A 22,694-nucleotide genomic window follows, 5' to 3' on the forward strand; every position below is an offset into this window, starting at 1 on the left:
CTCAAGTGCTGAGGTCTCAGGCGCGGGATCGCAGGTGCTGGGGTGCCAGGCGATGGGTCTCAGGTGCTGATGGGCGAGGCGAAGACGACGGTGATGTCCACTTCCTCGGTGCCGGTGCGGTAGAAGTGCGGAGCGTCCCCGGCGAAGGCGAGCATGTCGCCGGGACCCAGTTCCTGCGGGGCGTCGACGGGGCCGGCGGTGACGTACCCGGTGGCGACGAGCAGGTGCTCGATCGTGCCGGTGGCGTGCGGGACCCCGGGCAGCTCCGTCTCGGGCGGGATACGCAGCCGCCAGATCTCAAGGCTGTTGCCGCTGCTGACGCGGCGCAGCAGTTCCCGCGAGACCTCGCCGGGCTCGATGTCCGTGCCCGGCCGGAAGACCGGCCCGGTGTCGGAGTCACGCGCCAGCAGGTCGGCGATCGGAATGCGCAGGGCGATCGCGATCGCGTCCAGGGTGTCGATCGTCGGATTGCCGTTTCCGGCCTCCAACTGCGACAGCGTGGCCTTGCTCAGCCCGGCGCGCCGGGCCATCTCCGCGGCGCTCATACCCCGCTGCTGACGGCGCAGACGGATCTTCGTGCCGACCGCGGCTGCCGTACTGCTCACCGGCCGACGGCCGGACGGCGGCGGCGTCATCGATTGTTCCTGTGGGTTGCGGTGCCCGACGCGTGGGGTGCGGTGTACGACGCGTGCGTCGCGGTGCAGGACACACGGATGCGGCGCCTCGTGACCTTCAGCGTCGGTGGAACTGCTTCGGCCGTACGCAACAGCAGCGTGCGCTGTCCGGGTCTGAAGGTCGATCCGGGCGCGCGCCTGCTGTCCCTCTCGCCTACCCCAAGAACCTCGATCGAGTGAACCATACGTTCACTATACCGAACCACTTGAATGCAGTGAACCCCGCGTTCGTTCTAGTGAACAACTCTGGTCGGCCAATCACTGGATCAGTGACCTGTGTCGGGCCGACGAGGTTCAGGCGTACTCCGGTGGTGGTCGCGGATGAGCGCGACCACGGTGTCGGCGGTGCGGTCGAGGTGGCTGCGGCCATCGGGCAGTTGAGCCGTCGGGCTCACGTAGCTGGACGGCCCGACGTGGGTGGCCGGGTCGAGCCGGTGCACGGTGATCTTCCCGGCTCGGTTGGCCCGGTTCCACGCACTCCCCCGGAACAGCGGCCAGCGCTGCGGGAAGATCCACGTACCGACTCGCTCGATCCGGTCGCTCGCGCTGGTCAGCCGATGCAGGTGCACGGCACGGGTGAGGTCGTTGGCGCCGTTGTGGAAGCCACCGAGTGTGATCAGCAGGAGTGGGCAGCGCAGTTGGGTGTGCAGTTCGTCGACCGCGCCGCCGGCGACCTGGGCGCCACCGCTGTAGCTGAGCAGGACCACGGGGATACCGCTGTCGGGCCGGTAGCCGGCGAGCGTGAGCTGAGTGGCGATCTGGGAGCCGACGGCCCTGTTGTAGAGGGGGCGGTATCGCTGGTCGGCGGCGACGAAGACCTGCATGACGTTGTGCAGGAACAGCAGCAGACCGATGCGGCGGCGCAGCCACTTCCACACCGGTCGCTCGGCGAGCGGGGCGGCCAGTGGCGAGTAGGGCTGCACCTGACCCAGTACCCGCAGCTCCGGAGCCCTGGCGAGCAACGCCTTGACCAGCTGGCCGCCGTCCCGGCTGTCGCGGACGCGGCGCTTGCCGATGCCGTCCAGGTAGACCAGGTAGGCATCCGGGGAGCTGTCGGGCGCCGCACCCCGGGCGTAGGGCACGCCCTCCGGGAGCTTGGTGACGGGGGCCCGCCAGCCGGCGCCGTAGGCCAGCACCTCGTAGCGCGCGAGCAGACCTTCGGCGATGAGGACCGGCCCGATCGCGAAGACCCAGAGCAGGTACGCGTTCATGTGGCCGGCCCCCGTGTCTCGGCGGCGCTGATTCTCACGACGAGACGTCGGACGGCCTCCACGGCGATACCGAGCCCGGCCCCGGCAATGGCCACGCATCCGGCGGCGCCCCACCAGCCCAGGTCGGTCGCCCCGTCGAGCGGGCCGGCCAGACCGGCTCCGACCGCCACGAAGAGCAGCAGGTGGAGGAATGGCCCGAGCAAGGGGAACGCGAGAACGGCGGCGAGTACCAGTGGGGCGACCAGATCAGGTGTCCAGACCAGCCCGTCGCCCTCCGGCGTGGAGGACAGCACCAGTTCGGCCAGGGTCCACGCGGTCAGCGGCCACAACGCGAACACGGCAGCCTCCACGAAGCCACCGGCGCAGAGCAGTCCCGCCACCCGGGTCCGCGACATGCCAGGTCGGCCCACTGCCACGGGCAGGATGCGCCCGGCGGCTTCCGACACCCCGGCGAGCAGCAACAGGACGACGAGTGCCATGACTCAGCCTCGCCGGGACGGATCCACGGGAGCCGACCGACCGGCCACGGCGTTCGTGTGCAGGTACCGCTCGCATTCGTCGGCGGCACGCCGGTATCCGCCCGCCTCGTGCTGAGCACCCTGGAGGGTGGCCGCGGCCGCCCGGAATCGGGGTTCGTTGAGCAGACGCGCGGCGAGGGCACTTACGGCGTCCTCGGTGGCGTCCTGGGTACGGATCGACAGGCCGGCGCCGAGTTCCGCGACACGACGGGCCACCATCGGCTGGTCGGCGCCCTGTGGGACCACCAGCATCGGAACGCCCGCGTACATGGCCTCGTTGACGCTGTTCATGCCGCCATGGGTGATGAACAGCGCCGCGCGGGCCAGTACCTCCGGTTGCGGGACGAAGCGGCGGGCGAGCACGTTGGCCGGCAACGGGCCCAGCGCGGCGGGGTCGGTCTGCCCGGTGGAGACGACGACGGTGCCGCCCAGCGGGGCGAGCGCCGTGGCGAAACCGCGCAATAGCTGCGGGTCGGCGTTGAAGACCGTGCCGAGCGAGGCGTAGAGGACCGGGTCCCGCAGCTGATCGGCCGGGAACGACGGGTCGGCGGGACGGGCGCCGATGCTCGCGCCCACGAACTGGTAGGACCGGTCGAACTCCTCGACGGCGGGCTGGAACTCCCGTGAGGTGTAGACCAGGTTGAGCGGCTGGCGGATGTTCCCCAGGTCGAGCAGGGGCAGCCTCCTCGTGTCGAAACGGCGCAGTCCCCGGCGTGCCCGCAGGTAACCCTGGAGGCTGGCCCGCCGCGTCGCCGCCTCGGCCAGCAGGGCCCACGAACCGCGGGTAGGGCTGGGCACGTGCCGGTTGAAGGCGAACGTGGTGAACGACGATGCCGCCGGCACTCCGAGTTCGCGGGCGGCGATCGCGCCCCACAGACAGGCGCTGTCGTGCACGATCAGGTCGGGCCGGATCCGGGCCAGGTCGGTCAGCACCGGAGGCAGCAGACGGACGGCTGTGCTCGCGAGCCCCTCCATCAACGTGACCGGCGTCGGCGGATCAGGGAGCGGCTGGTCACCCCCGGGGTAGAGACGCACCGTCGCGCCGACAGCCTCGATCTCCTCACGGAACGCGGGCGAGGTGTGGTACGTGACGGAGTGGCCGCGGCGAACGAGCTCGGCCGCCACCGGCAGCGTCGGGTTGACGTGCCCGTGCATGGCGATGTTCAGGAACGCGATGGTGCTCACAGCGCCACCCTCGATTCTGAGGAAGTCGATGCTTCGCCCGGGCCGCGCGACGGCGCCGGAGGGTCGTCGGCCCGATACAGGCCCGGCCCGCTGACGTGCAGGCCGTCGAGAAAGCGTCCCGCCGTGCGGGAAGCGGTGCTGATGAGCCGCTGGGAGTGGCCGAAGTCCCACGGGGCGGGCCATTCCTCGATGCCGGTCGGCAGCACGACGGTCGGGATGTGCCCGGCCACCTCGTGCAGATCGCGCTCGATCTGATGGTGCATCAGCAGCAGCCCGGCCCTCGCGGCGATCGCGGCAGCCCTCCTGCGTGGGACGGTCGGGCTCAACGGTGAGCATTCCGGTCCGGTCGAGAGTACGACCACGCTGGCCGCTCCGGCCTGCAGTGCCGCCAGCACCGGGACGTAGGCGATCACGCCGCCGTCGACCAGCGTCCTGCCCTCCCGATCCACCGGGGGCAGCATGCCGGGCACGGCCGCACTGGCCAGCAGCGCCGACTCGAGGTCTCCGTGGTCGAGCAGTGCCGGGGCACCGGTGGCCAGGTCCATCGCCACCGCGGTGAACGGGACCGCCAGTTGCTCGATCCGAGACGGCAGCCCCGCTCCGGCGATCAGTCGGCGCAGGCCGCGGTCGGTGAAGACACTCGCCCGCGAGGCCGGCAAGCCGAGCGGATACACCTCGCGGCGGCTCAACCGGGTCCACACGTGGTCCAGCCAGGGTGCGGCCGTGTCCGGACGGGCGGCTGCGATGGCGCCGTTGAGAGCGCCCACCGAGGTGCCGATGATCATGTCCGGGACGAACCCGCGCTGCTCCAGAGCACTCCCGACTCCGACGTGCGCCGCCCCGAGCACGCCTCCGGCACCCACTACGACAGCCACAGGACGGGGAAGGGCGTGCAGGCCCGCCGATGCGGGGCTCTCGGCGAGTCGGCTCTGCCGGCTCGACGGCAGGGGATGTGTCCCCTCGTCGGCCGTCAGGGCTCGACGCTCCCCACGGCCACGACCACTCGTGGAGTCACCCCGGCCGAAACCCGAGGGAGCCCATGAGACCGGACTCCGACCACAAGTAATCATCAAGATCAACTCTCCCAGTGCCGCGCGGAATCGTTTTTGGTTCCTCACTCACGTCAGGGCGGGAGGCCTACTTGTGACATTATCCGCCGAATTCTTCCTACAAGTACGTCATTGAGGCGTGCGACAACGCGAGGCACCCGCCGGCCGCAGTACGCATGGCGCCCACCAGGATCCAAGGCTCCGACATCCGCACTGCGGAGCGCCGAGGTCGAGCGGGTCGCCGCCGCCTCTGCGGCCTCCGTCGACCCCATCACCTCCGCCGGGGCGCGAACTCGGCGCACAAGGTCCATCGCGTCGACGACCGTGACGGTCGCATCGTGGGCCACTCGGCCCGTCCGGCCGTCACTCACCGTGGCGTCCTCGAACCCGATCGACAGGCCACAGAAGAGGGCCAGCTCGTCCGGAGGCGACAGGACCTCCGCGACGGTCCGGTGGTACTTCGCCCACGCCATCCGCGTACAGCTGTGCAGCCCCTCGGCGCGGAGCAGCAGCATGACGGTCTGCAGATACATGCCGACGTCGGACCACTGGGCCGGGCCCAGGCCGCGGTCGACATAGCAGAACAGGACGGCGGGAGCACCGAGGGCGGACCCGCGCTCGTGGTACGGGGGCTTCGGTGCGGCCGGATACGGCGTGCACCCCGAATCACCCCAGGGGTCGCCCGCTGCATCACGTTCACCGACCAGCTTCTCCAGCTCAGCCAGCGGCCGTTCGGTCAGCACATATACGCGCCGCGGCTGGAAGTCCGGCGCGGACGACGTCCGGGCGGCAGCGGACAGCACCCGCTCCAGCACCTCCCGCGGGACCGGCCGGTCGGTGAATCCGCACACGGACCGTCGGCTCGCAACCGCTTCGTACATGTCCAAGACCACCACCCCATCCGCTCAGCGTCCCGCCTGGCCATCCCCACGATAGTATCATTCACTACCATCTCGTACGCGACTAACTGTGTATGTCCGTGGTCGTTACCGCGCGGCTCCAGGAGAGCGGCCACCTCCGCGCCAAGCAGCTACAGGAAGAGCCGGTCATGCGGCCGGGCGCCGTCTCGTTGTCCGCAACGGGCACGCCCCACCGCGGAGCTCGCGATGGTGTTCAAGCTCGTCGAGTCCGCCCAGAGCCGCTGGCGTGCGATCACCGGCGCCTGTCTCGTTGCCTGGTCCGCTCCGGCGCCAGGTTCGAGAACGGTGCCCTGGCCGAACGCGAACAGCTCGACGCGGCGCGAGCACCCCGCCCCAGCTACAGCACGGGCTCCAACCCGTCGTGCGCGACGGTCACCTACAGGTGCAAGGCGTGCTCCAGCATGTCGGCCGACATGGCGGTAGCGGCCCGTTTGGCGAACGTGCAGGCCTCCCAGACGAACACATCCGCGTCCCGGGAAACGTCCGCCAGGTCATCGGTCCACTCGGGGTCGCAGCGTCTTGCCGCCGAGCTCGACCCGAAGCGCCGGCGGTGGGGCTCCACCTCGGCCGGGTCCAGGCCTGCTGTCGCATGGCTACCAGACTCGTCGCCCCACAGTCCACCAGCAGCGTCATGCCGACGCCACACTCCTGCACGCACGCCTGGAACAGTCCGCCACTGCCAGATCGAGATCGAGGAGTGGAAGTGTCTCGTTGAATTGATCGTCAATTCCTTTGACGCCTTCAACGAGACCTTGATCCCATCATGCTGGAAGCAGCCGCGCGACAATGTCGATTCCCACTGTGCGCCAACATCGCCTCCGCACCCGAGCTCAATTCCTCCGCCATTCCCGTGGCCGCATGCTCCCTGTTGGCACTGCTGTTTTCAGTCGGACTGCTCAATCGTGCTTTGAAACGGTATCGATTCCGAGCTGCCACATTTCGTAGTTCCCGCATTCTGCCGTGATCTCGGCCGTCGCCTGAGCCGCGGTGACGAAGTCATCGACCACCGGCGAGGTGCGCGATGCCGCCACCGCGAGGCACACCTGCTCGGGCGCCAGATCCGGGATGGGCACATAGACGATGTCCGGATGTGAGTAGAACACGGTCGCCGAACGGGCCAGGAACGAGATGCCCCGGCCGGCCGCGACATGCTCGAACGTCTCGTCCACCCCGCGCACCAGGTACCCGGCGTTGGGGTGCGGGCGCCTGGTGGGCTGCGTGCTCGGGTCGGCATGCCAGACCAGTGGTTCGCCGGCCAGGTCGGCCTCGGTGACCTCCTCCTTGCCGGCCAACCGGTGGCCGGCGGGCAGTACCGCCACCCGCGGCTCGGTGTACAGAGGGGTCACGCGCAGGCCGGCCTCGTCGATGGGCAGCCGCACATAGCCGACATCGATGCGGCCGTCGAGCAGCATCGGGGCCTGGTCGTCCCATTCGATCCGCTGCACGTCCACGACCACGTCCGGGTGCTGGGCCTCGAACGCCCGCGCCGCCGGGATGACCGGGATGCCCGCCCGGAAACCGACCATCAGCCGCCGGCTGCCGAGGGCGGCCATGGACACCCGGCGGCGGACCGCGTGCGCGGAGGCGAGCAGCGGACCGGCGTCGGTCAGCAGCTGTCGGCCCGCGTCGGTCAGCTCTACGCCGTGGCGATCCCTGGTGAACAGCGAGGCGCCGAGATCCTGTTCGAGCGCGCGGATCTGCCGGCTGAGCACCGGCTGCGCGATATGCAGCTCTTCAGCGGCGCGGCCGAAGTGCAACAGGTCGGCCACGGCGACGAAGTAACGCAGTTTGCGCATGTCCAGATCCATGGCGCCTCCCGGTCCGGTGATGCCTTCAGGGTATCACCACGACTTAAAGAGGTCTTGGACACCCACTCAGGTCAATGGCAACCTGAATAAGTACCTAATGAGTCCGAAGCGAATTCGGCACAAGAATTCGGCATCGGAACTCGGCAGCAGGGTCCAGGACCAGACTGAGCGCACCAGGAATTGTGCGCCATCCGTCGCGCCATTCGTCGGAATCGACGACACAACCGTTAACGACGACGGGTGGGCATGGCGTCCTATTCAGCTCCAGAAAGCAGGCACACCAATGAGCGGCATCAGCATTATCGGCCTGGGGAACATGGCCAGCGCCCTGGCCGGGGACATCGTCATCCTCGCCGTGCCGTACGCCGGCGCCGCGGCGGTGGTGAGCGAGTACGGGGACGCACTACAGGGCAAGATCATCATCGACCTCACCAACCCCGTCTCCCCCGATCTCCAGGGCTTTGTCACTCCCGACGGCAGTTCCGGCGCGCAGGAGATCGCCAAGGCCGCCCCCGCCGGCGCGCACGTCGTCAAGGCGTTCAACACCCTGTTCTCCCATGTTCTGGCGGCCGGCCCGGCCGAGGGTCGCCGGCTGGACGTGTTCATCGCCGGCGACGACGCGCGGGCAAAGGCACGCGTGTCGGCGTTCATCGAGAGCCTGGGACTGCGCCCGATGGACACCGGGCAGCTGGCAATGGCGCGGGCACTGGAGAACGTCGGCCTGCTGGAGCTGGGCCTCGCCACCCACACCTTCGAGCACGCCAACTTCTCCCTCGGCGTCAGCATTCTCGGCTGAGCCCACCCGCACCACCACTTCTCGCGCCACGTCACGCCAGTCGATCCACGGCACGAGGAGAACAGCTCCCAGAACCGCCCCTCCACCTACGCTCACAAGGAGCAGTAGCATGCGCGTTTTCGTCACTGGCGGGACCGGCCATTCCGGTTCGTACATCATCCCCGAGCTCATCGCCGCCGGGCACGAGGTCACCGGCCTGGCCCGGTCGGACACGGCCGCGGCGGCGGTGTCCGCGCTCGGCGCGAAGGTGCGTCGCGGCGACCTCGAGGATCTCGACGGGCTCAAGGAGGCGGCCGCGGACTCCGACGGCGTCATCCACGTCGCGCACAGGCAGGACCTGCTCCCCTCCGGCGGCATCGACGCCGTGACCGCCGCGGAGCTCCCGATCATGCTCGCGTACGGCGAGGCACTGGCGGGAACCGGAAAGCCGCTGGTCGCGGCGGGGAGCATAGGTTCGCCAGGGAACCTGGGCCGGCCGGCCACCGAGGAGGACCCGACCCTTCCCGGCGGGGATGAGTACAAGGGCACCCTGCGGGTTCGTAACGTCGTGGAGACCGCCGTGGTCGGCCTCGCTGAGCGCGGAGTGCGGTCTTCGGTCGTGCGGATTGCCAACATCGCGCACAGCACGACCGATCGTGCCGGCTTCCTCGTGCAGCTGATCGCGCTCGCGAAGGAGAAGGGTTTCGTCGGCTACCCCGGAGACGGCGCGAACCTGTGGAACGCCGTGCACGCCCGCGATGTCGCCTCCTTGTTCCGCTCGGCGCTGGAGAAGGGGCCGGCCGGCAAGTACTGGCACGCGGTCGGGGACGGGGCCATCCGGCTCCGCGAGATCGCCGAGGCCATCGGCAGCCGTCTGGGCCTGCCCGTCGTGAGCGTTCCCTCGGACGTCCTGATGGTGCCGGGATACTTCGGGTTCCTCGCGAACATAGTCACGCAGAGCTACCCGGCGTCCAACCTCATCACCCGCCGGACCCTCGGCTGGGAACCCGCTCAGCCCGGCCTGCTCGCCGATCTGGACAACGGCCATTACTTCCCCGCCAGTTGACGGCGGGGAACCGAATCTCAACGAGTCCGGCAAAAGGCAAGCGTACGACTCTTCTGGAGGGGTCTGAGAACATGACGACGACTGTGGGATTCATCGGAAGCGGCAACATCGGCATCACCGTCGCGCGGCTCGCCATCGAGGCCGGGCATCAGGTCGTGCTCAGCAACTCGCGCGGTCCGGAAACTCTCGCGGACACGGTCGCGGAACTGGGGCCGCGGGCATCCGCGGCGACGAGCGGGGAGGCCGCGGCGGCCGGTGACATCGTCGTGGTCACGGTGCCGGTCACGGCGTTCCCCGACTTGCCCGCCGCGCCACTGGCCGGGAAGACGGTCATCGACACGTGCAACTACGGCCCCGAGCGTGACGGGAACATCCCCGAACTCGACAGCAAGTCACTCACGTCGAGCGAACTGCTGCTGCGGTACATCCCGGACGCCATGCTCGTGAAGGCGTTCAACAACATCTTCTTCAAGCACCTGCTGTCACTCCCCCGCCCGGCGGGGGCGGCCGACCGCTCGTACCTGCCGATCGCCGGGGACTCCGGGCCGGCGAAGGCGGCGGTGACCGAATTCATCGAATCCATCGGGTACGGCGTAGTGGATGCTGGACCGCTGGCCGATGGCTGGCGGCAGGCGACGGGCACTCCGGTGTGGGGGACCCCGTACGGGCCGTTCTCGAACGAGAAGGGCCGGCCGGTCGACGAGCACGCCATCCGCGCGGCACTGGCCACCGCAACGCGGTAACCGCAGGTTGGCGCGGGCCGCGGTGTGGTCCGGTCGTGTCATGGCCCCGTTCAGCAGGTGCCGGGCGGGGCCATGACGCAGGACTCGTTGCCGTCCTGATCCGCCAGGATGTGCCGTGTCCTGCCGTTCTCGCGGACCGGACGCCGGTGAGCACGGCCGTTCCCACCTCGGTGACCGGCGGACTTCGGGGGTTGGGTCCCGGGTACGCAAGTCCAGGGGAAGACGGTTCTCCGCGACCAGCGATCGGTAGGACGCCCCTTGGGACGACCGGATAAAGTGCGCCCGTCGGCAGTCTGGCTATTTGAGGAGGGGAAGCGTGACCGCCACCAGCGAGGCACGATCCGCGGACGGTGCAGCGCATGCGACCCGGCAGAGCCGACTGCACCGTCTGATGCGCTACATCCCTTTGATCGCCCCCGTCCTGCTGTGGACCGTGCCCTGCTGGGTGCTGCTGCACGCCGGTCAGCACTGGCCGCTCCCCGTGGCGCTGGCCGGTACCGCCCTGTTCGTCCTCGGTCTGATCGCCATGCCCCTCGCGATGATGCGCGGCCACGGCCGACGGCAGCAGGACTGGGCAGCGATCGTCGGGGACACCCTCCTTGGAGCCAGCTGGGTACTGTTCAGCTGGTCAGTCCTGCTCGGCGTCCTGCTGCGCCTCGCCCTGACCGTGGCCGGCGTGGGCGACGGCCAGGACCGGGCCCGGATCGTCACCTGGGCGGTCCTCGGAGCAGCCTCCGTACTGCTCGCCTGGGGGTACGCCGAGGCCCGCCGGGTGCCACGGGTGCGCCGGCTCGACGTACAACTCCCCCGCCTGGGCGCCGGGTTGGACGGCACGCGCGTCGTCCTCATCACCGACACCCACTACGGCCCGCTCAACCGCGCCCGCTGGTCGGCGCGGGTCTGCGAGAGGGTGAACGCCCTGGAAGCCGACCTGGTCTGCCACACCGGCGACATCGCGGACGGCACGGCCGAACGCCGCCGTGCCCAGGCCACCCCGCTCGGCACCGTGCGGGCCACCCGGGCCCGGGTCTACGTCACCGGAAACCACGAGTACTACAGCGAGGCCCAGGGCTGGGTCGACCTGATGGACGAGCTGGGCTGGGAGCCGCTGCGCAACCGCCACCTGCTGCTCGAACGCGGTGGCGACACGCTCGTGGTCGCCGGCGTGGACGACGTCACCGCCGAGGCCTCCGGCCTCGCCGGCCACCGCGCCCACCTCGCCGGAGCCCTGGACGGCGCCGACCCCGACCGGCCCGTCCTGCTCCTGGCGCACCAGCCCAAGTTCGTCGACAAGGCGGCGGCCGGCGGCGTCGACCTCCAGCTCTCTGGCCACACCCACGGCGGCCAGATCTGGCCCTTCCACCACCTGGTCCGCATCGACCAGCCCGCCCTCGCCGGCCTCAGCCGCCACGGCGACCGCACCCTCCTCTACACCAGCCGAGGCACCGGCTTCTGGGGCCCGCCGTTCCGCGTCTTCGCCCCCAGCGAGATCACCCTGCTCGTACTCCGCTCCCCGCAGCGGCCTCCCACACAGCCCCTATGAGCGGGGGTCCTCGCTGTAGCCATCCGCAGCTCGGGTGGTGGCGGTGACGGGGCTGCTGAATCTGCGGTTGCCCCGGGTGGTCGGCTGAGACGAGGGGGCTCGGCCGAGAGGTGAGCGGGACCGGCCACACCCGGTAGGGCAGCAGGGCCCGGACCGCGCGTCGCGGTCCGGGCCCTGCCCCGTGCGGTGCCGCCCTGCGGCGGCGGTGCGTCAGCTCTGTGCGGTGTCGTCGCTCGTCTGCCCGGCGCCCTCGGCTCCGCTCACCTTCTCGCGCATCTTGCGCACCAGCTCCGCCTTCAGCTCGGCGGCACTCTGGCGGTCGAGGTTGCGGTGCGGACCGTGGTTCTGCCGTTCGGCGCGGGACAGCTTCTTGCGCTGGCCGCCGCCCATGCCCACGGGGTTGTTGATGTTCTTGCTCACGGTCACGGGTTCTCCCGGTAATGGTGTGAAGTGATCTACGGATTCGTCGGTGGGGGATGGGCGGCGACGTCGAAGGACGTCAGCGGGCCCATCACGCTCTCACTCGTAAATCGGCGTCTGGAAGAACATGGCAAAGACGTTACCCGGTCCCGTGGGCCCCGCGCACCAACCTTTTCGCCGCCCCAGTGTCGGCCGGGCCCTCGGCCCCTGCAAGGCAACTTGACGAACACCTTCCGCCACGACCTCTTCGACCCGGCCCACGACGCCCGTACGGCAGAACGGCCCGCGGCCTACGGCTGGAGAAGCCCGTAGTGCGTAGGCACCAGGACAGGTGAGCGGCTGGTCCGGGTGCACCAGGGGAAGACGGCGACGGAGGACGATGCCCGGTGCGGCGCCGGAGGGAAGTGTGGGAGGCGCGCGAATCTCGCGCATTCCCCTTTCCCAGCGGTGTCTGGAGTGATCAACAGGTGTTGAAAGGGACGTCTACGTCCGATACATCCGACGCGCCCGAAGCCGTGGCTTCCCCGGTCCGCGTCGGGAGGCTGTCGATCGGTGCCCTAGGCATCCTGGCACTGGCCCTCGGCACCCTGCAGTCAGTGGTGGAGCCCGCGCTCCCGTTGCTGCAGGGCGAGTTGGGGGTCAGCCCTGCCGAAGGAGCGTTGATCGGCAACGCGTTGCTCGTCACCGGCGCGGTCGTCGCACCCGTCGCGGGCAAACTCGGCGACCGCTACGGCGGAAAACGGGTGCTGGTCCGGCTGATGGCCGTGGTATCGGCCGGTGGTCTGCTGGCCGCCCTGGCGCCGAACCTGCCGGTGCTGTTGCTCGGTCAGGTGCTGCAGGGCGTCATGGTGGGCGCGCTGCCCCTCTCCTTCATCCTGGTCCGCAAACACCTCTCGGCTGGAGAGTCACAGGTGGCGATCGGGCTGGTCGTCGCACTGTTCACGGGCGGCGGCATGGTGGGAATGCTGTTCGCCGGGCCGATCGCGGAAGGACTGTCCTGGCACTGGATGTTCGCACTGCCGACGATCGCGATCATCGCGACGACCTTGGCCGTGGCTCGGCTGATGCCGCATGATCCGCCGATCCCGTCGGACCACGGCATCGACTGGCCCGGCGTCGTTCTGCTGAGCGGCACGTTGCTCGCGTTCATGCTCGGGCTCGTGACGGTGACGAGGGACGGCGGCCTGCCGCCGCTCGCGGTCGGTGCCATCGCGGTGGTCGTGGCCGGCCTCGCGACCGCATGGGTCTTCGTCGAGCGCGGGGCGGCCTCGCCGATGGTCGATCTGCGCATGCTGGCCAAGCCCGCGATGTGGCAGGCGTGCGTGCTCACCCTCGTCATCACCACCAGTTCGGGGATGGTGCTCCTTCTGCTCCCGCAGCTGTTCGCGGCACCGGCCGACGGGTACGGCTTCGGAGCCGACACCACCGACATCGGACTGTTCCTGCTGCCCGGCGCCGTCGCCGGAGCGGTGAGCGACTCGGTCGGCGGGATCGCGGCACGACGTTTCGGTCCGCGTGCCGTGGTCGTCGTGGGGACCGTCGTCACGGTGGCCACGCTCATCGCCCTGGCGTCGCTGCACACCGAGGAATGGCAGCTCGTCCTCGCGAAGGTGCTGACCGCGTTCGCCGCGGGTGTCGGTACGACGGCACTGCTCGCCGGCGTCGCCACCGCCGTCGATGCCAAGGACACCGGCATCGCCACCAGCCTGCTCGTGGTGACACGCGTGGTCGGCGTCGCCCTGGGTGCCCAGGTCGGCGGCGCGATCCTCGCCGCCGGGCCCGACCCCATGACGGGCCGGCCGACCGAGTCGGCCTTCGTCACAGGGTTCGCCGTCGCCGGCCTCGTCGCCGCCCTGTCACTGCTCGTTGTCCGGATCACGAAACTCGTTGCCCGTATCACCAAGAAGGAAGCCCAGGCATGACAACCACCGGTCTGTCGACGGACGTGAGTTCCACCGCGAAGCGCAGTGTTCTGATCTCCGGGGCCGGCATCTCCGGACCCGCGCTGGCGTACTGGCTGCACCGGTCCGGATTCGCGGTCACCGTGGTGGAAAAGGCAGGCGCACTGCGCGGCGGTGGCTACCCGATCGACATCCGCGGTACGGCGACAGAAGTGGTCCGGCGGATGGGGATACTGCCGCAACTACGGGACGCGCACATCGACTCGCGTCGCTGCACCTTCCTCGCCGCCGACGGCAGCGAAGTGGCCTCGCTCAACCCGAGCGTCGTCGCCGGCGGTGTCGAGGGACAGGACCTTGAGGTGCGTCGCGGGGACCTGACCGCGATCCTCTACGCGATGGTCCGCGACGACGTGGAGTTCCTGTTCGACGACTCCATCGACACCCTCGACCAGTCCGGACAAGGGGTCGACGTCGCCTTCCGAAGTGGGGCACGGCGCACCTTCGACCTGGTGGTCGGCGCCGACGGTATGCACTCACACACCCGGGAGTCGCTGTTCGGCCCCGAAGAACAGTTCCGCCGCTACCTCGGCCACTGCTTCGCCATATTCACGATGCCGAACACCTTCGGGCTCTCCCGCGAGGTCGTGCTGTGGAACACCCCGGGGAAGGCAGCGGCCCTCTACGCCGTCGGGGGCAACGACGAGTTGCACGCCTTCCTGAACTTTCACCTGCCGGAACCGCCGCTCGGCGCCCTCCGGAGTCCCGGCGGCCGGCGTGACCTGGTCGCCGCGACCTTCGCGGGCTCGGGATGGGAGGTCCCCAGCATGGTCGACGCCATGCGCGACGCGGACGACCTGTTCTTCGACACGGCCGGTCAGATCCGTATGCCACGCTGGTCCAGCGGCCGTGTCGCACTCGTCGGCGACGCCGCGTACGCACCCTCGTTCCTCACCGGCCAAGGCTCGAGCCTCGCGCTGGTCGGCGCCTACATGCTCGCCAACTCCCTTGCCACGAACGGGGATCACACCGAGGCCTACGCCGCCTACGAACGTGACGCCCGTGAGTTCGTAGGCATGAATCAGGCACTGGTCGACAACGGCGCGGCCACTCTCTTCCCCACCACGGTGCGGGCCCTGGAACAACGCAACGCCAGGCTGCGTGACCTCGAAACCATGCCTGCCGTGACAGCACGACCAGCCCACTCGGCGCTTACGCTGCCCGAATTCGCGCCGCTGCGGTGAACGCATGGACTACGGCAGCTGGTCGGTGCCGCCGTCGGAGGCGGCCCGGGCCAGGCCCGTCCGGTAGGCGATGACGACGAGTTGGGCCCGGTCGCGGGCCTCCAGCTTCGTCATGGCGCGCTGCACGTGGGCGCGTACGGTGAAGGGGCTGAGGAACATCCGCTCGGCGATCTCCTGGTTGGACAGGCCGGTCGCGACGAGGGCCACCATCTCGCGTTCGCGCGGGGTGAGCACCGCGAGCCGTTCGGGGTGGTGCGGGGCGTCTTCCGGTGTGGCCAGGAAACGGGTGACCAGGGAGCGGGTCGCGGCAGGGGACAGCAGGGTGTCGCCGTCTGCGATCGTACGCACGGCGTTCAACAGGTCCTCGGCCCCGATGCCCTTGCCGATGAAGCCGCCGGCCCCCGCGCGCAGCGCCTGAGCGACGTACTCGTCGGTCTCGTACGTGGTGAGGATCAGGATGCGGCTGGCACGCAGTTCAGGATCCGCGCAGATCTCCGACGTGGCGGTGAGACCGTCCACCTCGGGCATACGGATGTCCATGATCACCACGTCCGGGCGCAGCTCCCGGGTAAGCCGCACCGCCTCCCTGCCGTCGGCGGCCTCTCCGACCACGGTGATGTCGTCGGCGGAGTCGAGAAGCAGCCGGAAGGCACCGCGGAGCAAAGCCTGGTCGTCGGCGAGCAGTACGCGCAACGTCACGGCGCATCCCCGGTCTCTCGGTGGCCTGTACGTCCGTCGATGGTTGTTGTTCCTTCGGTCCTGCGCGTCGTGTCCTTGGCGGCAGGGAGGGGCAGTTGGGCGGAGACGAGGAAGCCGCCCTCCGGGCGTCTGCCCGCCCGGAGATGTCCGCCGACCGCGGTGGCGCGTTCACGCATCCCGATCACCCCGTAGCCTGGCGGACGGTCCGGCGCCGTTCCCCTGGACGCGTACGGCCCCGTGGATGTGGTCGGCTCCGTACGGGCGTCCCCTCCGTCGTCGGCGACGGTGATGGTCACGCGGTCGCGGTTCCAGGCGAGCCCCACCCGGGCGCTGCCGGTACCGGCGTGCTTGGTCACGTTGGTCAGCGACTCCTGGACTATGCGGTAGGCGGTGAGGTCCAGTCCCGGCGGCAGCGGCCTGGCCATGCCCTCCTGATGCACCGACACCTCCAGACCCGCGCGGCGGAAGGACGCGAGGAGCGTGGGAAGCCGGGACAGCCCGGGCGCCGGGTCGGCGGGCCCAGCCGCGTCCCCGGTCTGACGCAGCAGACCGACCGTGGCCCGCAGGTCGTCGAGCGCGTCGCTGGTGGTCGCGACGAGTTCCTTGAGGCTCTTACGGGTCTGCTCCGGGCGGGCGTCGAAGAGGTGGGCGGCGACCGTGGCCTGCGCGTTGGCCAGGGTGATCTGATGGGCCACCAGGTCGTGCAGTTCCCGGGCGATGCGCACTCGTTCCTCGGCCACTCTCCGGTGCGCCTCCCTGTCCCGGCTCTGCTCGGCCCGCTGGGCCCGCTCCTCCACGGCCGCCAGGTAGGCCCGTCGGTTGTGCACCGAGTGACCGAGTACGCCGGCCACCAGCGGGAACGCCGCCACCGCTCCCATCCTGCTCGCGTCCTGCCACGAGAGGGCCCCGAACAAGGGGGTGAAGGCGACCAGCAGCGCCGCGGAGGTGAGCAACAACGCGCTCGCCGCGTGCCGTTCGGTGCGCAGGGTGAGCGAGTAGGCGGTGATCACGGCGGGGGCCACGATGAGCGGGCTCAGGAGGAGGTCCAGGTACGGCACCAGCACGCCGGCCGCGGTCGTGACCGCCATGGCGGCCAGGGGCGCCCGGTGCCGCCCCGGCAGCACGGCACAGGACACCACGGCGATGAAGTAGGCGGCGGCAGGCGGCGCGGTCAGCGTGCTGGCGTCGTCCCGCAGCACGCCGCCGAGCAGACAGAGCGCGAACGCCGTCGCCGTGATCGCTCCCTCCCGCCACCACGTACCGCGTGGTCGCGGGCCACCGCCACCCGAGTTCATCATGACCGGCTCAGTGCCGGTGCCGGCCGACGGGGAGCGGCGCCACCACGGCGTCCGACCCGGTCGCGTTCGGCCCGGTCGGGGAGGCCGGGTCACGCCTGCTCAGCTTCTCGCCCTCGATATCCACATTCGGCAGCACACGGTTCAGGATACGAGGCAGCCACCAGGCCCGGTGGCCGAGCAGTGCCAGGACCGCGGGTGCGATCGCCATCCGGACGACGAAGGCGTCGAAGGCGACGGCGGAGGCCAGACCGACGCCCATGGTCTGGATGGTCGGCATGTGTATCCCGATGAACCCGGCGAACACGCTGACCATGATGATCGCCGCCGCGGCCACCACGCGTCCGCTGTGCCGGAACCCGTTGACGATCGCATCGCCGGGGGACGCGCCGTGGACGTAGGCCTCTCGCATCCGGGTCAGGAGGAAGACCTCGTAGTCCATGGCGAGGCCGAACACGATACCGATGATGAGAATCGGCATCAGCGACATGACCGGTCCGGTCTGCTCGACGCCGATCAGGTCCGCCGCCCAACCCCACTGGAAGACGACGACGAGGACACCGAAGGCGGCCCCCACCGACAACAGGAAGCCGAGCGCGGCCTTGACCGGGACCAGGACCGAGCGGAAGACCACCATCAGCAGGAGCACCGCCAGGCCGATGACCACGCTCAGATAGGGGACGAGGGCGTCGGACATGGCTTCGGAGATGTCGATGTTCAGCGCGGTGGTGCCGGTCACGTGGACGGCGGCACCCGTGTCGGCCTCGATGCCCGAGACCGCGCCCCGGATCGCCTGCACCAGGTCCTTGGTCTCGCCGCTGGTCGGCGCGGTTCGCGGGACGGCGGTGAGGATGGCCGTGTCCTTGGTCCGGCTCAGAACCGGATCACCGACCGACGCGACCCCGTCCACTCTCCGTACGGTCCTGACGACCAGATCCGTGGTGGCCCGGGCGTCCGCGGACCCGGAGGATGCCGATGTGTCCACGACCACGGTCAACGGGCCGTTGAAGCCAGGGCCGAAGCCTTCCGACAGCAGGTCGTAGGCACGGCGCTGGGTGGTCTCCACCGACTTGGACTCGTCTCCGGGCAGCCCGAGTTCGAGGCTCAGCGCCGGCAGGGCGAAGGCGCCGAGACCGAGTCCGGCGATCATCAGCACGGGCACCGGGCGGCGCAGCACGAACCGTGCCCAGCGGGTGCCGAGCCCGGGCCGGCCGGCCGCGGTGGACACCGGGTGCGGGCGATCGCCTCCCGGCCGGGCGGCCCTGCGGACGCCTCGGGACAGTACCCGTCGGCCGAAGTAGCCGAACAGCGCGGGGACCAGGGTCAGTGCGACGAGCACGGCAAGGGCAACGGCACCCGCGCCGCCCATGCCTATCCTGGTGAGTTCGGGGATGCCGACGACCCCGAGGCCGACCAGCGCGATGACGACGGTCGCGCCGGCGAAGACGACGGCGGATCCGGCCGTGCCCACCGCCAGGCCGGCGGCCTCCTCCGGCTCGCTGCCCTGGGCTAGTTCGTCGCGGAAGCGGGACGTGATGAAGAGCGCGTAGTCGATCCCGACCGCCAGCCCCAGCATCAGCGCGAGGATGCCGACGGTGGACGTCAGGCCCAGTGGCACGGCCAGCGCGGTGACCAGGCCGAAGGCGATGGCCACGCCCACGAAGGCGGTCAGCAGCGACAGTCCGGCCGCGGCCAGCGACCCGAGGGCGAGGATCAGCACGAGCGCCGCCACCGCCACGCCGATCATCTCCGTCGTACCGCCCGGTTCCTCTTCCGCCTCCAGGGCCGAGCCGCCGATCTCCACGGTCAGCCCCGCGTCCCGGGCCCGGCTCGCGGCGTCCTCCAGGGCGCTCTTCGTCGGTTCGGTCAGGTCGACGGCGTCCACGCTGTAGGTGATCGTGGAGTAGGCGATCGTGCCGTCCTTACTCACAGCGCCGGTCTCATAGGGGTCGGTGGTCGACGCGACCTGATCGCCCCCGTCCAGCGAGCCGAGCGTGTCCTCGACGGCCGCCCTGTTCTCACTGGCCGTCACCCGCTGCCCGTCCGGGGCCCGGAACACCAGACGGGCCTCGGCACCCTGGGAGTTGCTCTCGGGGAACCGCTCGTCCAGCAGGTCGAAGGCCTTCTGCGACTCGGTGCCGGGCATCGAGAGGTCCTCTTCCTCCGCGGCCGGCGCCACGGCGGCGCCGACCACGGCCAGTACGAGGGCAGCCAGCCACAGACGAAGCACGCGCCGACGCCGTCGGAAGGCCCACCGCCCGATCCGGTACAGAGAAGTCGCCACCGTTTGATCACTCCAGACACCGCTAGGGCAAGGGGAATGCGTGAGATTCGCGCGCCTCCCACACTTCCCTCCGGCGCCACGCCCGGCATCGTCCTCCATCGCCGTCTTCCCCTGGTGCACCCGGACCAGCCGCTCACGTGTCCTGGTGCCTACGCACTACGTGGCGCTCCGAGGGTGGATCTCCGGGAACCAGAGGGCCCAGCCTTGGCCAGCCGCCCGGGGAGTCGTACGGGCGTCCGGACAGTGGGGCAAGTCCATGCATGGGGTCCGACCCATGAACCGTCGCCGCTTGTTCATGGGACGGGCCGTCCGCGTGCTCGCCGCGGCATCAGCGCCGGTGGCCGCCCTGCCGAGCAGTGCCTTCGCCGCACCCGGTCACCCGGTCATCCGGATCCCGCTTCGGCGGCGGCCGGGTGCCCACCTTCGCCGGCGGCGCGAAGGGGGATCCACCGGCCGGACGCGTGACGGACCGATGGCTCGGCGCACGCGCGACAGCGCGCAGGGGCGGGGCCGGTGCGAAAATAGTGGGACGCGAGGTGGCGCGGTGGGAGTGGGCATGCCGCGCGGATGGGGCAGAAACGCCTGATCAGGTGCGGGAGTCATGGGCCCGATGTCACAAACGGCGGGATCGACCGGTCGTACTCAGTGACGAACCAAGTGATCGGAGCGGAACGTGGCTATCACCGAGCAACGCCTGTCCACCATGGTGTTGGTGATCGGAACGGGCGGAGCGGGCCTGCGTGCGGCGATCGAGCTGGCCGAGGCGGGCATGGACGTACTCGCCGTCGGCAAGCGTCCCAAGGAGGACGCGCACACGGCCCTGGCGGCAGGCGGCATCAACGCGGCCCTGGCGACCATGGACCCCGAGGACAGCTGGCAGCAGCACGCCGCGGACACGCTCAAGGAGAGCTATCTCCTCGCCGATCCCCGCACCGTCGAGATCGTCACCCGGGGCGCCGCGCTGGGCATCGACGACCTGGAGCGCTACGGCATGGCTTTCGCCCGGGAGGAGGACGGCCGCATCTCCCAGCGCTTCTTCGGCGCGCACAAGTTCCGGCGCACCGCGTTCGCGGGTGACTACACCGGTCTGGAAATCCAGCGCACGCTGGTCAGACGCGCGAGCCAGTTGCAGGTCCGCATGCTCGACAGCGTCTACGTCACCCGGCTCCTGGTGCACGACGGTGCGGTGTTCGGCGCCTACGGCTTCGATCTCAACGACGGGACGCGCTACCTGATCCACGCCGACGCCGTCATTCTCGCGGCGGGCGGCCACACCCGTATCTGGCGGCGTACGTCCTCGCGGCGCGACGAGAACACCGGGGACTCGTTCCGGCTGGCGGTGGAGGCCGGTGGCCGGCTGCGCGACCCCGAGCTGGTGCAGTTCCACCCTTCGGGAATCATCGAGCCCGAGAACGCGGCCGGCACCTTGGTCAGCGAGGCAGCCCGCGGTGAGGGCGGCATCCTGCGCAACGCGCTCCGTGAGCGGTTCATGTCCCGGTACGACCCCGAGCGCATGGAACTGTCCACGCGTGACCGCGTCGCCCTCGCCTCCTACACGGAGATCAGGGAAGGCCGCGGCACGTCCAAGGGCGGTGTGTGGCTCGACGTGTCCCATCTGCCCCGGCAGACGATCATGAGCCGTCTGCCGAGGGTCTACCAGACGCTTCTGGACCTGCAGATGCTGGACATCACCCGCGATCCGATCGAGATCGCGCCGACCGCTCACTACTCGATGGGCGGGGTGTGGGTCAGTCCCGACGACCACAGCACCGACGTACGCGGTCTGTACGCCATCGGCGAGGCCTCCAGCGGCCTGCACGGCGCCAATCGCCTCGGTGGCAACAGCCTCATCGAACTGCTGGTCTTCGGCCGCATCGCAGGACAGGCCGCGGCCGCCTACTCGAAGGGGCTGACGGCACAGCCGCGGTCGGCCGTCGCGGAGGCCGAGGCCCGGTTCGAGATCGACGGCCTGCTCGCCGCGGACGGCCCCGAGAACGTACGTGCCCTGCAGCGCGCCATCCGCAACACCATGACCGAGCACGCGGGTGTCGTCCGCGACGAGGACGGACTGCGCGCCGGTCTGGCGGAACTGGCCGAGATCGACGCGCGTATGAAGAACGTCGGTATCCACCCGGACATCGCCGGCTTCCAGGATCTCGCGCACGCCTTCGACCTCAAGTCCGCGGCCCTCGCCGCTCGCGCCACGCTCGAAGCGGCGATCGAGCGCCGCGAGACCCGCGGCTGCCACAACCGCAGCGACTACCCGGCCATGGATCCCGCACTGCAGGTCAACCTCGTCTGGTCCCCGAAGACGGGAATCACGCGCGAGAGCATCGCCCCCGTTCCGGACGAGATCGCAGCCGCGATGGAAGAGGTGTCCACCGAAGGAAAACTCGTGGAGTGACCGACGATCGCGGCGGTCGCCTGATCTGCTCGACGAACGGCGGCATCTGCTGAACGTCGCGCACGGCATGCTGGGCAGCCGCTGTGAGGCGGAGGATGTCGTCCCCGAGACCTACCGGCGGTGGTAAAAGCTGTCCAGCGCGGCGCGGGCGCGGATGACGACCCCTTGGGCCTGGATCGAGGAGGTCGTCCCTCGGGCCTGGCTCGAGGAGGTCGTGGGCAGTATCTGCATGCGCCACCGAGGACGCGCCGCTTCCGGCCCCTCTGCTGGCACCCGACGCCATGGCGTTCTTCGTCGTCGGCCGGAGCCGCGCAGGACCGAACAGGACCGTCCGCACGGCGTCAGCGCGGGCTGATCGCCGCTTCGGCCGCCGACTTGATCCGGGAACCGAACCCGTCGGCGTCCTTGCGGGCGGCGACCAACGCCAGGGCGACAAGGAGCTTGCCCAGCCCGTGGCCCTCCAGGACGTTGAAGATACGGACCCGGGTCCTGCCGTCCGCCAGCGACTCCAGGTCGTAGCCGCCTTCGCGTGCGGTCACGCTGTTCTTCGTCACCTCGGCCCACCGGATCTTCACTGGGGCTTCGAGGGTGGTGATGCGGAACTCCCTCGCGGTCTTCATCCCGGCGTCCTTGACGGTGCTCCGGAAGACGGTGCCCACGGCCGTGGGGGTGTCGGGGATCCGCTCGATCTTGAGCACCCGGGGGCTGAACTGCGGGTCATTGCGTCCGTCGGCGAGGTAGGCGAACACCTCTTCAACGGGCCGATCGACCTCGACCGTCGCTTCGAACTGTCCTGACATCGGCACTCCTGATCGGTCGAGCCGCTCCGCGCCGACGCGCCCTTCGGCTGATGTCCGCCGGACCACCATGCCGCCTGGAAACTGCCTCGCGCACACGCGAAGGAACGCGGGGGTCGCGCCGTACCGCCCGTCCTGTCGTGACGGCACCGCGACCCTAC

The 22,694-nt window shown here is 70.0% G+C and carries 19 protein-coding genes; 7 read left to right on the top strand and 12 right to left on the bottom strand.

Features of this window, described 5'->3' with window-relative positions:
* Positions 1 to 59: 59 nt before the first annotated feature.
* From ACH4YP_RS30140 to ACH4YP_RS30170, 7 genes are all read right to left on the bottom strand, one after another.
* The gene (locus tag ACH4YP_RS30140) at positions 60 to 635 is read right to left on the bottom strand and encodes an XRE family transcriptional regulator (RefSeq protein ID WP_361050445.1); all 576 of its coding nucleotides are present in this window, start codon (positions 633 to 635) and stop codon (positions 60 to 62) included.
* A 305-nt stretch (positions 636 to 940) separates the two neighbouring features.
* Positions 941 to 1,885, bottom strand: coding sequence for a hypothetical protein (locus tag ACH4YP_RS30145; RefSeq protein ID WP_361050448.1), 945 nt, complete (start codon positions 1,883 to 1,885; stop codon positions 941 to 943).
* The gene (locus ACH4YP_RS30150; protein WP_398493716.1) at positions 1,882 to 2,364 is read right to left on the bottom strand and encodes a hypothetical protein; all 483 of its coding nucleotides are present in this window, start codon (positions 2,362 to 2,364) and stop codon (positions 1,882 to 1,884) included. The genes ACH4YP_RS30145 and ACH4YP_RS30150 overlap by 4 nt, the downstream gene beginning before the upstream one ends.
* 3 nt (positions 2,365 to 2,367) lie before the next feature.
* On the bottom strand, positions 2,368 to 3,588 hold the full coding sequence (locus ACH4YP_RS30155) for a macrolide family glycosyltransferase (RefSeq protein ID WP_398493718.1): 1,221 nt from the start codon (positions 3,586 to 3,588) through the stop codon (positions 2,368 to 2,370).
* Positions 3,585 to 4,463, bottom strand: coding sequence for a patatin-like phospholipase family protein (locus ACH4YP_RS30160; protein ID WP_361050457.1), 879 nt, complete (start codon positions 4,461 to 4,463; stop codon positions 3,585 to 3,587). Before ACH4YP_RS30160 ends, ACH4YP_RS30155 begins: the two co-directional genes overlap by 4 nt.
* A gap of 248 nt (positions 4,464 to 4,711) precedes the next feature.
* A complete protein-coding gene (locus ACH4YP_RS30165; protein ID WP_398493720.1) occupies positions 4,712 to 5,518 on the bottom strand; it encodes a nitroreductase in 807 nt (268 codons plus the stop codon).
* Positions 5,519 to 6,453: 935 nt separating this feature from the next.
* Positions 6,454 to 7,365, bottom strand: a complete 912-nt coding sequence (locus ACH4YP_RS30170) for a LysR family transcriptional regulator (protein ID WP_398493722.1) — start codon at positions 7,363 to 7,365, stop codon at positions 6,454 to 6,456.
* Between the two features lie 283 nt (positions 7,366 to 7,648).
* On the opposite strand from ACH4YP_RS30170, the gene ACH4YP_RS30175 reads away from it, so the two are divergent.
* From ACH4YP_RS30175 to ACH4YP_RS30190, 4 genes are all read left to right on the top strand, one after another.
* A complete protein-coding gene (locus ACH4YP_RS30175; protein WP_398493724.1) occupies positions 7,649 to 8,161 on the top strand; it encodes an NADPH-dependent F420 reductase in 513 nt (170 codons plus the stop codon).
* Positions 8,162 to 8,270: 109 nt separating this feature from the next.
* Positions 8,271 to 9,206 carry an SDR family oxidoreductase gene (locus tag ACH4YP_RS30180; protein WP_361050469.1) on the top strand — a complete coding sequence of 312 codons (936 nt, stop codon included), beginning with the start codon at positions 8,271 to 8,273 and terminating at the stop codon, positions 9,204 to 9,206.
* A 53-nt stretch (positions 9,207 to 9,259) separates the two neighbouring features.
* Positions 9,260 to 9,949, top strand: coding sequence for an NAD(P)-binding domain-containing protein (locus ACH4YP_RS30185; protein ID WP_361050736.1), 690 nt, complete (start codon positions 9,260 to 9,262; stop codon positions 9,947 to 9,949).
* A 316-nt stretch (positions 9,950 to 10,265) separates the two neighbouring features.
* Complete coding sequence (locus ACH4YP_RS30190) at positions 10,266 to 11,492, top strand: metallophosphoesterase (RefSeq protein ID WP_361050472.1); 1,227 nt, start codon at positions 10,266 to 10,268, stop codon at positions 11,490 to 11,492.
* Between the two features lie 210 nt (positions 11,493 to 11,702).
* On the opposite strand, the gene ACH4YP_RS30195 is transcribed toward ACH4YP_RS30190, so the two are convergent.
* Positions 11,703 to 11,918 (bottom strand): DUF6243 family protein, encoded by a 216-nt coding sequence (locus ACH4YP_RS30195; protein WP_361050475.1) that lies wholly within the window; start codon positions 11,916 to 11,918, stop codon positions 11,703 to 11,705.
* 509 nt (positions 11,919 to 12,427) lie between these two features.
* On the opposite strand from ACH4YP_RS30195, the gene ACH4YP_RS30200 reads away from it, so the two are divergent.
* Both ACH4YP_RS30200 and ACH4YP_RS30205 read left to right on the top strand, forming a co-directional pair.
* Positions 12,428 to 13,834, top strand: coding sequence for an MFS transporter (locus ACH4YP_RS30200; protein WP_361050478.1), 1,407 nt, complete (start codon positions 12,428 to 12,430; stop codon positions 13,832 to 13,834).
* Complete coding sequence (locus ACH4YP_RS30205; RefSeq protein ID WP_398493727.1) at positions 13,831 to 15,054, top strand: FAD-dependent monooxygenase; 1,224 nt, start codon at positions 13,831 to 13,833, stop codon at positions 15,052 to 15,054. Before ACH4YP_RS30200 ends, ACH4YP_RS30205 begins: the two co-directional genes overlap by 4 nt.
* A 9-nt stretch (positions 15,055 to 15,063) precedes the next feature.
* Here ACH4YP_RS30205 and ACH4YP_RS30210 read toward each other — a convergent pair whose 3' ends face one another.
* From ACH4YP_RS30210 to ACH4YP_RS30220, 3 genes are read right to left on the bottom strand one after another with little or no spacing between them, the layout of a single operon-like run.
* A complete protein-coding gene (locus tag ACH4YP_RS30210; protein ID WP_398493729.1) occupies positions 15,064 to 15,753 on the bottom strand; it encodes a response regulator in 690 nt (229 codons plus the stop codon).
* Positions 15,750 to 17,051, bottom strand: coding sequence for a sensor histidine kinase (locus ACH4YP_RS30215; protein WP_398493731.1), 1,302 nt, complete (start codon positions 17,049 to 17,051; stop codon positions 15,750 to 15,752). Before ACH4YP_RS30215 ends, ACH4YP_RS30210 begins: the two co-directional genes overlap by 4 nt.
* Positions 17,052 to 17,058: 7 nt before the next feature.
* Positions 17,059 to 19,332, bottom strand: coding sequence for an MMPL family transporter (locus tag ACH4YP_RS30220; RefSeq protein ID WP_398493732.1), 2,274 nt, complete (start codon positions 19,330 to 19,332; stop codon positions 17,059 to 17,061).
* A 703-nt stretch (positions 19,333 to 20,035) separates the two neighbouring features.
* On the opposite strand from ACH4YP_RS30220, the gene ACH4YP_RS30225 reads away from it, so the two are divergent.
* Positions 20,036 to 21,736 (top strand): FAD-dependent oxidoreductase, encoded by a 1,701-nt coding sequence (locus ACH4YP_RS30225; RefSeq protein WP_398493826.1) that lies wholly within the window; start codon positions 20,036 to 20,038, stop codon positions 21,734 to 21,736.
* Between the two features lie 341 nt (positions 21,737 to 22,077).
* Here ACH4YP_RS30225 and ACH4YP_RS30230 read toward each other — a convergent pair whose 3' ends face one another.
* A complete protein-coding gene (locus ACH4YP_RS30230; RefSeq protein ID WP_398493734.1) occupies positions 22,078 to 22,536 on the bottom strand; it encodes an SRPBCC family protein in 459 nt (152 codons plus the stop codon).
* Positions 22,537 to 22,694: the final 158 nt, after the last annotated feature.

It is taken from the genome of Streptomyces sp. NPDC020747, assembly GCF_044334695.1.
In the GTDB taxonomy this organism is placed as follows: Bacteria; Actinomycetota; Actinomycetes; order Streptomycetales; family Streptomycetaceae; genus Streptomyces.